At 71.5% G+C, this 7374-nt stretch carries 8 protein-coding genes and 1 pseudogene; all 9 read right to left on the bottom strand.

The genetic code is table 11. From position 1 onward, the window contains the following. Window positions 1–1505: pseudogene (locus tag ABZ656_RS25600) on the bottom strand (hypothetical protein); the annotation flags it as partial. An 8-nt stretch (window positions 1506–1513) separates the two neighbouring features. Further along, on the bottom strand, window positions 1514–1951 hold the full coding sequence (locus tag ABZ656_RS25595; RefSeq protein WP_266639184.1) for a pilus assembly protein TadG-related protein: 438 nt from the start codon (window positions 1949–1951) through the stop codon (window positions 1514–1516). A gap of 14 nt (window positions 1952–1965) precedes the next feature. Then, a complete protein-coding gene (locus ABZ656_RS25590; RefSeq protein ID WP_360270722.1) occupies window positions 1966–2409 on the bottom strand; it encodes a TadE/TadG family type IV pilus assembly protein in 444 nt (147 codons plus the stop codon). Beyond that, entirely contained in the window at window positions 2406–2822 is a 417-nt protein-coding gene (locus tag ABZ656_RS25585) for a TadE family protein (RefSeq protein WP_360270720.1), read from the bottom strand. The genes ABZ656_RS25590 and ABZ656_RS25585 overlap by 4 nt, the downstream gene beginning before the upstream one ends. Before the next feature lie 46 nt (window positions 2823–2868). Continuing rightward, window positions 2869–3057, bottom strand: coding sequence for a hypothetical protein (locus tag ABZ656_RS25580; RefSeq protein ID WP_095849699.1), 189 nt, complete (start codon window positions 3055–3057; stop codon window positions 2869–2871). A gap of 28 nt (window positions 3058–3085) precedes the next feature. Then, entirely contained in the window at window positions 3086–3979 is an 894-nt protein-coding gene (locus tag ABZ656_RS25575; RefSeq protein WP_360270718.1) for a type II secretion system F family protein, read from the bottom strand. Next, window positions 3976–4893, bottom strand: coding sequence for a type II secretion system F family protein (locus tag ABZ656_RS25570; protein ID WP_360270716.1), 918 nt, complete (start codon window positions 4891–4893; stop codon window positions 3976–3978). The genes ABZ656_RS25575 and ABZ656_RS25570 overlap by 4 nt, the downstream gene beginning before the upstream one ends. Before the next feature lie 49 nt (window positions 4894–4942). Continuing rightward, window positions 4943–6508 carry a CpaF/VirB11 family protein gene (locus tag ABZ656_RS25565; RefSeq protein WP_360270714.1) on the bottom strand — a complete coding sequence of 522 codons (1566 nt, stop codon included), beginning with the start codon at window positions 6506–6508 and terminating at the stop codon, window positions 4943–4945. Then, on the bottom strand, window positions 6501–7373 hold the full coding sequence (locus ABZ656_RS25560; protein ID WP_060898284.1) for a hypothetical protein: 873 nt from the start codon (window positions 7371–7373) through the stop codon (window positions 6501–6503). Before ABZ656_RS25560 ends, ABZ656_RS25565 begins: the two co-directional genes overlap by 8 nt. Window position 7374 lies beyond the last annotated feature (1 nt).

The following is a 7374-nucleotide window of genomic DNA, read 5'->3' as shown; positions in this document are numbered from 1 at the left end:
AGTTGCTCAGGAAGGCGGTGTACGGGATCTTCAGGTCGCTCATCATCCTGAGGAACGCGGGGTCCTTCCGCCTCCGCTGGGGAGATCTCGGACGTGATCGCGATCTTCTCGCCCGGCTTGCGGCGACGGCGCTGCAGGAGCCGACGCAGCGCGAGCGCCCCGGTGACCGCGGCCGCCAGGAGCGCGCCGGCGCCGAGGACGGTACGCAGCTGCAGTGTGCCGCTTGCCGGGGATGAGGCGGGTTCCTGGGGTGCCGTAGCCGTGGGGGAGGGAGCATCGGATGCGGACGGCTCGGCGGTCGCCGATTCGGGGGCGCTCGCGCTGGGGCGCGGCGCCGCGGGTCCGGCCCCGTGCTCCTGGCCAGGCTGGTGTGTGGGACGGCTGGACGGTGTGCTGGGCGCGGATGTCTGTGGTGCGGGCGCGGTGGACTGGCTTGGCGCGGGAACCTGCGTGTCTGTGTGGTCGGCGCCGGGCTTGTGCCCGCTGCGGGGAGCTTTGGTGCTCGGCGGGGTGCTCGACGTGCCGGCGCTCTCGCCCTGGGCGGGCTTCTCGTGCCGCTCGCCTTGTGCGCCGGGCACGGTGACCTGCTGGCCCGGGTAGATCACATCCGGGTTGGTGATCTCTGGCAGGCCGTGCGGCTGGGGTTTGCCCTGGCTGGCTTCGAAGAGCTTCGGCCACTCAGCACCGTCGCCGAGCTCCTTCTGGGCGATCTCCGACAAATAGTCGCCGGGCTGTACCGTGACGGTCGCCCCGCGCTCGCCGTCGGCATCCGGAGCACTCCTATTGAGTTGTGTCCGGTCGCCTCCCGCCTGCGTGCTGTCTGGGCTGACGGATGGTGTGGCAGGGACGGCATCGGAGGGCAGCGTGATGACCGCGCCCTTGGGTAGGTACTGGTCGCCGGCGGCGAGGCCAGGGGTGTCGGGGTTGAGGGCGGCGATGTCCTGCCATCGTTGTCCGCTGCCGAGGTACTTCTCCGCCAGGTCCCATGGCAGCTCGGTGGACGAGCTGACGGTGTGTGTCGGGCCGTTGGTGCTCTCGGCCGATGGGGACGGGGAGGACGTGGCGCTGGCCGTGCTGGTGCTGGTGCTGGCCGTCTGGGTGGCGGTCACCGCGTGGGCGGGCGCCGAGGTCGCCGCGGAGGCGGCGGTCGGCGCAAGGAGCACGATCCCGCCGACGAGGAACGAGGCCATGGACTGCAGGCCGCCCAGGCCGCGCAGGCGCGGGGCGGAGCGGCGCCGCGCGACGGCGACGACCTCCAGGGCCACCGAGAAGGTGAACGCGGCCCAGGCCACCCAGCCGATGCAGGTGATGGCGGTGAAGAAGAGGGTGCCGTCGTCCGGGCGGAGCAGGACGTCGATGCCGCCGGACAGGTCGGTGGGCTGCGTGCCGACGAGCAGCAGCACGTACGGGGTGCCGACGAGCAGGGCAACGAGCAGGGCGAGGCCGAGCAGCGCGCGCCCCACGGCGCCGACGGTGCGCAGGGGGCCGGGGGTTCGGTAGGCCATGGTGGGGCTCAGCCTCCAGCCTGGGTCTGCAGATGTGCGGTCGCGGTGCCGGTCACGTTGATGGTTCCCTTGCCGATCAGCTGCGCGAAGTAGGTGTTGTAGGTGTCGTGGACGGTGACCGTCATGGTCTGTCCGTCGTCGGTGATCTGGACGTCGCCTTGCACGCCGGCGGCGGCGAGGTAGTCCTGGGCGGCGGCCTGGGCGGCGTCCGGGTCGATGGTGATGGCGGTGCCCTCGATCGCCTGGGCGGGGTCGAGTTGCTGTCCGGCAGTGCGGGCGGCCTCCTGGGCGAGGGATTCCGCGCGGTTGGAGGCGTTGAGTGCCCCGCCGCCGTCGACGAGCAGGCCCATGACCATCAGCAGTCCCACGGTGGTCACGGCGAAGAACAACGACATCGAGCCGTCGTCGCGGCGCGCACGCAGCGCGGCGAGACGGCTCCTCAGCACAGCAATCAAGATCACTAGCGGGCCCTGTAGGTGTCGATCGGGCTGGTCCAGGACGCGGTGATCGTCTTGGCTCCGGGCAGGCCGGGCACGCCGATGTCGGACAGGTTCGCGGTGCACGAGATCGTCGCGGTGACCGTGGCGGCTTCGCCGACGGCGGTGGCGTAGCCGGAGGTGTCGATGGCAACGCTGGAGGTCTGGCAGGTGACGCCGTCGCCGTCGAGGCTGCGGGTGACCGCTTCCTGGGCTGCCGTCTGCGCGGTGCCGGCGTCGCGCTCGAGGGAGGCGGCACGGGCTGCCGCGTGGGCAGCGGCGTCGACCGCGCCCTTCGCATCGGTGACCCGGCCGAAAGCGATCATGAGGCCGAGGATGATGATCAGGACGGGTGCGAGGACCGCGGTCTCCAGTGCGTAGCTGCCCCGGTCCTGGCGCAGCCATCGGAGCAGGCGGGGGCGCGTCACGGGTTGGTCCAGCGTTCGACCGGTCCGTCGGCGTGCTGGGTGACGTGCAGCGTGAGGCCGGGGACCAGAGTGGCAACGTCACCGGTGACGGTGATGCGGATCTGCTGGGCGGTGCTGCCGCTTGCCGAGACCTGGGCGTCTTTCACGGAGCCGCCGAAGCGGGCGAGGTATTCCTGGGCCTGACTCACGCCGTCGCCTTCGCCGGCGCCGAACTGCCGTCCGGCGTCCACGCCTTGCCGTGCGGCGGACTGGGCGACCTTGCGGGCGTGGTAGTACAGGCCGACCTGGATGGTGGTGAAGGCGAGCGCGAGCACCACGAGGGCCAGGGTGGCCAGTTCGAGGCCCAGCACGCCGTCGTCCCTGCGGCGGATGCGTGCGCGGATGGCCTTGAGGTGCCGTGATCGGCTTGCCACCGTTTCCCCCTCGGTCGTCGTCGGTGTGGTGTCTGGTCGCGTGTGGTCAGCCGCCGTTGATGATGCCGATCTTTTCCAGGAGTTTGGCGCGGATGGCCGCGACGAGCAGGCCCGCGCCGACGAGCAGGGCGCCGGCGAGGACGGCGAGTTCGGTGCTGGTGGCACCTCTGTCGCGGGCGGTGCGCAGCTGCTCGGCGCGGGCGCGGATCCATACGGTGAGGAGCTGGATGTCCATGAGGGGTTGGTCTCCTTCGGTCGCCAGGTCAGCTGGCGAGGATCGTGTTGACGATCGGGATCATGACGAAGGCCAGCATGAGGATCACGGCGAGGGTGACCGGGAGGACCATCGCCGCGGAGGCCTCGTTGGCCTGTGCTTTGGCGTCGGACAGCAGTGCGATGCGCAGCTGGCGGGCCTGGGACTGCAGGGTGGTGTAGACGGCGGCGCCGTCTCCGGCCAGGGCCAGGGTGTCGGCGGGCCGGGTCAGTTCGGGGATGTCGAGTTCCTCGCCGAGCTGCTTGAGGGCGTCCCACGGGGTAACGCCGGCGAGCTCGGCGTGGTCGAAGACCTGACGCATCCGCTGGAAGATCCAGCCGTCGCCGACCTCGGCGGTCTGGGTCAGCGCCTGCCCGGCGCCGCTGTTGGCGACCCGGGCCAGCGCGACACGCTCGAGATACGAGGCGGCCGCATGCCGCACGATGAGGCGGGCAGCGGCCGCGTCGCGCTTGACGTCCTGCCCTGGGCTGAACCAGAACAGCGCACCGAGCAGCAGCGAGACGCCGGCCGGGATGGCGAACGGGAACGGTGTGCCGGCGAAGGCGAGCATCGCCTGCAGCAGCTGGGGGGCGAGCAGCCCGTACAGGGCGAACAGGACCCGCTTGCCGAGGTGTTCGGCCGGAGAGATCCGCAGCAGTCTGAGGTCGCTGAGCGGCAGGCGGATACGGACGCCGAACTCGTCGAGCAGCCGGGCGCCGACCCGCTCCGGCACGCCGCGCGCACCGGGCGGCGCGGCGACGGGCATGGCATTGGTGAAGTGGGCGGCGTCGAGGCGCTCCAGGACGCTGGCCAGGTCCGGCTTGGTGGGCAGGGCGGCGCGTACGGCGAGGCCGATCATCACGCCCGCTGCGGCCGCGGGCAGCACCGCGTTCATGGGGATCATCGTGTCTCCCCTTCCAGGACAGCCAGGTGGGAGGGCAGCGGGTCGAGCAGGCGCGGGTCGGGCTTTGTGCGGGCGATACGGCGCAGCCACGACAGCGTCCACGCGAACAGGCCGCCCAGGACAATCAGCGCGACCTGTCCAACCGGGCTGGCATACCAGCCGGACCAGGCGTTGTTGAGCATGCAGCCCAGGACGACGATGCAGATGACGAGGGAGACCTGGCGGGAGGACTTGCGGACGGAGGCGCGGTCGGCTTCGACGTCGCGGGCGTCGGCGGCCTGCTGGTGGATGGTCACCGCGAGCGCTTCGAGAGCGTCGGCCAGGCCGGGGCCCTTGTAGACGGCGTGGCTCTGGAAGAGCAGCACGACGTGGTCGGAGACGCCGTCGGCGAGCTCGTCCGCGAACATCGCGAACGCGAGATGGGCGTCCATGCCAGTGCGCAGCCGGTCGGCCAGGCGTTGCACGTTGCCCGCGATCGGGCCGGGTGCATTCTTCGCCGACGCCCGAACGGTCTGGGTCAGCGAGATACCCGCGGTGTGGACGCCGGCGAGGTGGTTGAGCCACTGAGCAAGCGCTTCAAGGCGTTCGATGCGGGCCTGTGCGGCGCCGCCTGGGTGCAGCACGAAGGGCAGACCAAGGACGGCAGCGCCGGCGAGCAGGCCGTGCACGGGCCAGCCCGTGTACGCCCATACCAGCAGGGTGACGACGGCGGCTGTGATGACCAGGTGGCGCCAGCGGCGCTGCCAGCTCTCGGGCAGTTCGGCCTTGGCACGGCGCATCCGGGCGGCGATGCGGGAGGGCGGTTTGACGGGGTCGGGGATGCGGCCGCGAAGTTCGCGGGCGGTGGCGATCGCGGCGATGACTGCCAGCACGGCGCAGCAGGCCGCGACCAGGGCGAGCTGAGACGTTGTCACTGGTCTCTCCGGGGCGGTGTGATCCGGTACGGGACAAGGTGGCGGCCGGTCATCGTCGTCCCACCGTCTGCAGGGGCTCTCCCCACCAGCCGTGCGGGTTCTCGGCAAGCCACGAGCGGGCGATCAGGCCGGTGCGCTCCAGTTCGTCGATGAAGGACGGCATGTTCTGGTAGATCGCGCGCGGGTCGCCACCGCCCGGGGCGAACAGCTCGGTGGTGGTGGGCCGTCCGGCCTCGCCGACGACGTCGTGAATCTCGTAGATGTGGGAGACGAAGCGGTGCTTGCGGCCGCCGACACCGGTTTCGTCGAGGTAGGTGAGGTAGACAACGACGTCGATCGCGGAGGCGATGAGGTGATGGGCGGCCTCGGTGGCCATGCCGGCCTCGGTGCACAACTGCACCAGGCGGGAGACGATGGCATGCGGGCGGCGCACGTGCATGGTGCACATCGACCCGGAACCGCCGGCGGACATCGCCTGCAGCATGGGCACGATCTCGGTGGAGCGGACCTCGCCGACGATGACGCGGGTGGCGTTGTAGCGCAGCGCCGTCGCGAACATGTCCGCGATGCTGACCTCCCCGGCGAGACGGTCACCCGTGCTGCGTTCACCGTTGGACTGGCGGGCTTCGAAGGCGAAAGTCACCGGGCCGGGCTTCGGGCCGGGCTCGTCCAGGTACAGCTCGCGGTCGGATTCGAGGGTCACCAGCCGTTCGGCGGGCGGGATTTCCCGGCCCAGGGCGCGCAGCAGGCTGGTCTTGCCGGCGCCCATGTCGCCGACCACGAGGACGTTCATCCGCGCCTGGACACACGCGGTGAGGAACCGCTCCAGCAGCGGGTTGATCGACCGCCACTGCACGAGCTCGCCGATGCCGTGCTGGCGGATGCGGTGCTTGCGGATGACGACCGAGGGGCGGCTGGTGAGCAGGCTCGCGGTGACACGGGAGCCGTCGGGCATCCGGAAGCCGACCATCGGCGTCGCCTGCGTCAGGGCACGCTCACCCTGGCCGGACTGGCGGGCCATCCGATTGACCCACGTGATGAGCTCGTCGTGGGAGTCGGCGACCTTGTCGATCGTGCGACGCGGGCGGTCGTAGTACTCCACGTGCGCAGTCAAACCGTCGACCATGACGTCTTCGACGCCGTCCTCGTCGAGGAGAGACTGCAGGCGTCCGCCGCGGAACATGGCGTCGTAGACCGCGGTGGCGATGCGGCCTTCCTCGTCCTGAGTCAGCGGGGTGTTGCCCTGCGCGTATTTGGCGGCCCAGTCAGCGACGGCGGTGTTGGCGAGCGAGCGGGCCAGGGCGCGCCGGTCCGGCTCGGCCAGGGTGCGCTCGGGGTCCTTCCTGCTCAGCTCGGCGGACACGTCGGCCTGAAGGGCTTCGATGACCTCCCAGCCGACCGGCAGGAGTTCCGTCGGCAGTCCGGCCAGCCGGGGAACGGCCGTGGGACTGACGGTGCCGCCGGGCACCGCGGGCGGCGCAGCCGCGGTAGGAGCCGTGGGTGGAGCGGGCCGCCGGTCGCCGAGCTTTCCGGTGAGCAGATGGGCGATGTCGTCGCGGCCCATCGGCGGGGGAATCTGCCCGTTGACGCCGGCGCGCTGGTGCGTGTCAGCCACGGCCGCCTCCCCGCTGGGCCAGCCGGTCCAGGAGGCCCGCGAGCTGCGGGTGGGCCGGCGCGCTGGGGTAGTGCTGCTGAATCTGGCGGCGAGCGGCGAGCGCCTCGAACTGCTCGGTGGCGGTGCGGGCGTAGCGCAGCAGCGGGCTGCGGGCGAAGCCGCGCGGCGGCTTCCCGCCGGAGGTGAGGTAGGCGGCAGTCTCCGGGTCCCACGGCAACGATGCCAGTACTGGGGCCTCGAGGGCCTCGGCGACCTGGTGCGAGCGGAACGGTCCGTCCTCGATGAGGAGCAGGCCGAGCGCGTCGGATCCGGAACCGTGCTCGTCGAGTTCGGCGCGCAGGGGCCGCATCAGGTGGCGGGCCAGGGTGAGGCCCTGCTCGGTGCCACGGACGGCAAGCAGCACGAGGTCGGCTCGGTGCAGGAGCGGCGCCGGGGTGAGAGTGGGGTGCAGGTGCCCGGATTCCAGGGCCAGGCGCCCGGCGTCAACGAACACGTCGTGGCCGGCGGAGTCGGCCATAACGTGCAGGACGTCAGCGAGGGCGGGCCAGGTACGGCTCAGGGATCCGGCCTGGGCCGGATCGGTCAGCCCGGGCAGCACCTTGCGGTGGCCAGACTGGCCGTCCAGCGGCCACAGGTGCGACGCGAACGCCTGGGCCAGCTCGACCGGTCCGACGCGGTCGGCGGCCGCCAGGTGGTAGAGGCCGTATCCGGCACTGATCTGGCCCCGCAGCAGCCCGGCCCGGATGGTGCCGCCGGCCGGGTCGCACTCGGCGAGCAGCGACGGACGGCTGGAGGCCAGGGTGAGAGCGAGCGCCGCGGTGGTGACGCCACAGGACTTCGCGGAGGCGATACAGGTGACGGGCATG

Origin of the sequence: Streptomyces sp. NPDC007095 (assembly GCF_040634475.1) — a bacterium.
Classification (GTDB): Bacteria; Actinomycetota; Actinomycetes; order Streptomycetales; family Streptomycetaceae; genus Streptomyces.
Note: the sequence above shows the minus strand (reverse complement) of the source record. Positions and strands in the feature narration are given on the sequence as shown.

What these genes read in the sequence shown, in the direction of transcription:
- ABZ656_RS25580 (WP_095849699.1), bottom strand. Translation starts at nt 3,057, where the DNA reads ATGGACATCCAGCTCCTCACCGTATGGATCCGCGCCCGCGCCGAGCAG.
- ABZ656_RS25575 (WP_360270718.1), bottom strand. Translation starts at nt 3,979, where the DNA reads ATGATCCCCATGAACGCGGTGCTGCCCGCGGCCGCAGCGGGCGTGATG.
- ABZ656_RS25560 (WP_060898284.1), bottom strand. Translation starts at nt 7,373, where the DNA reads ATGCCCGTCACCTGTATCGCCTCCGCGAAGTCCTGTGGCGTCACCACC.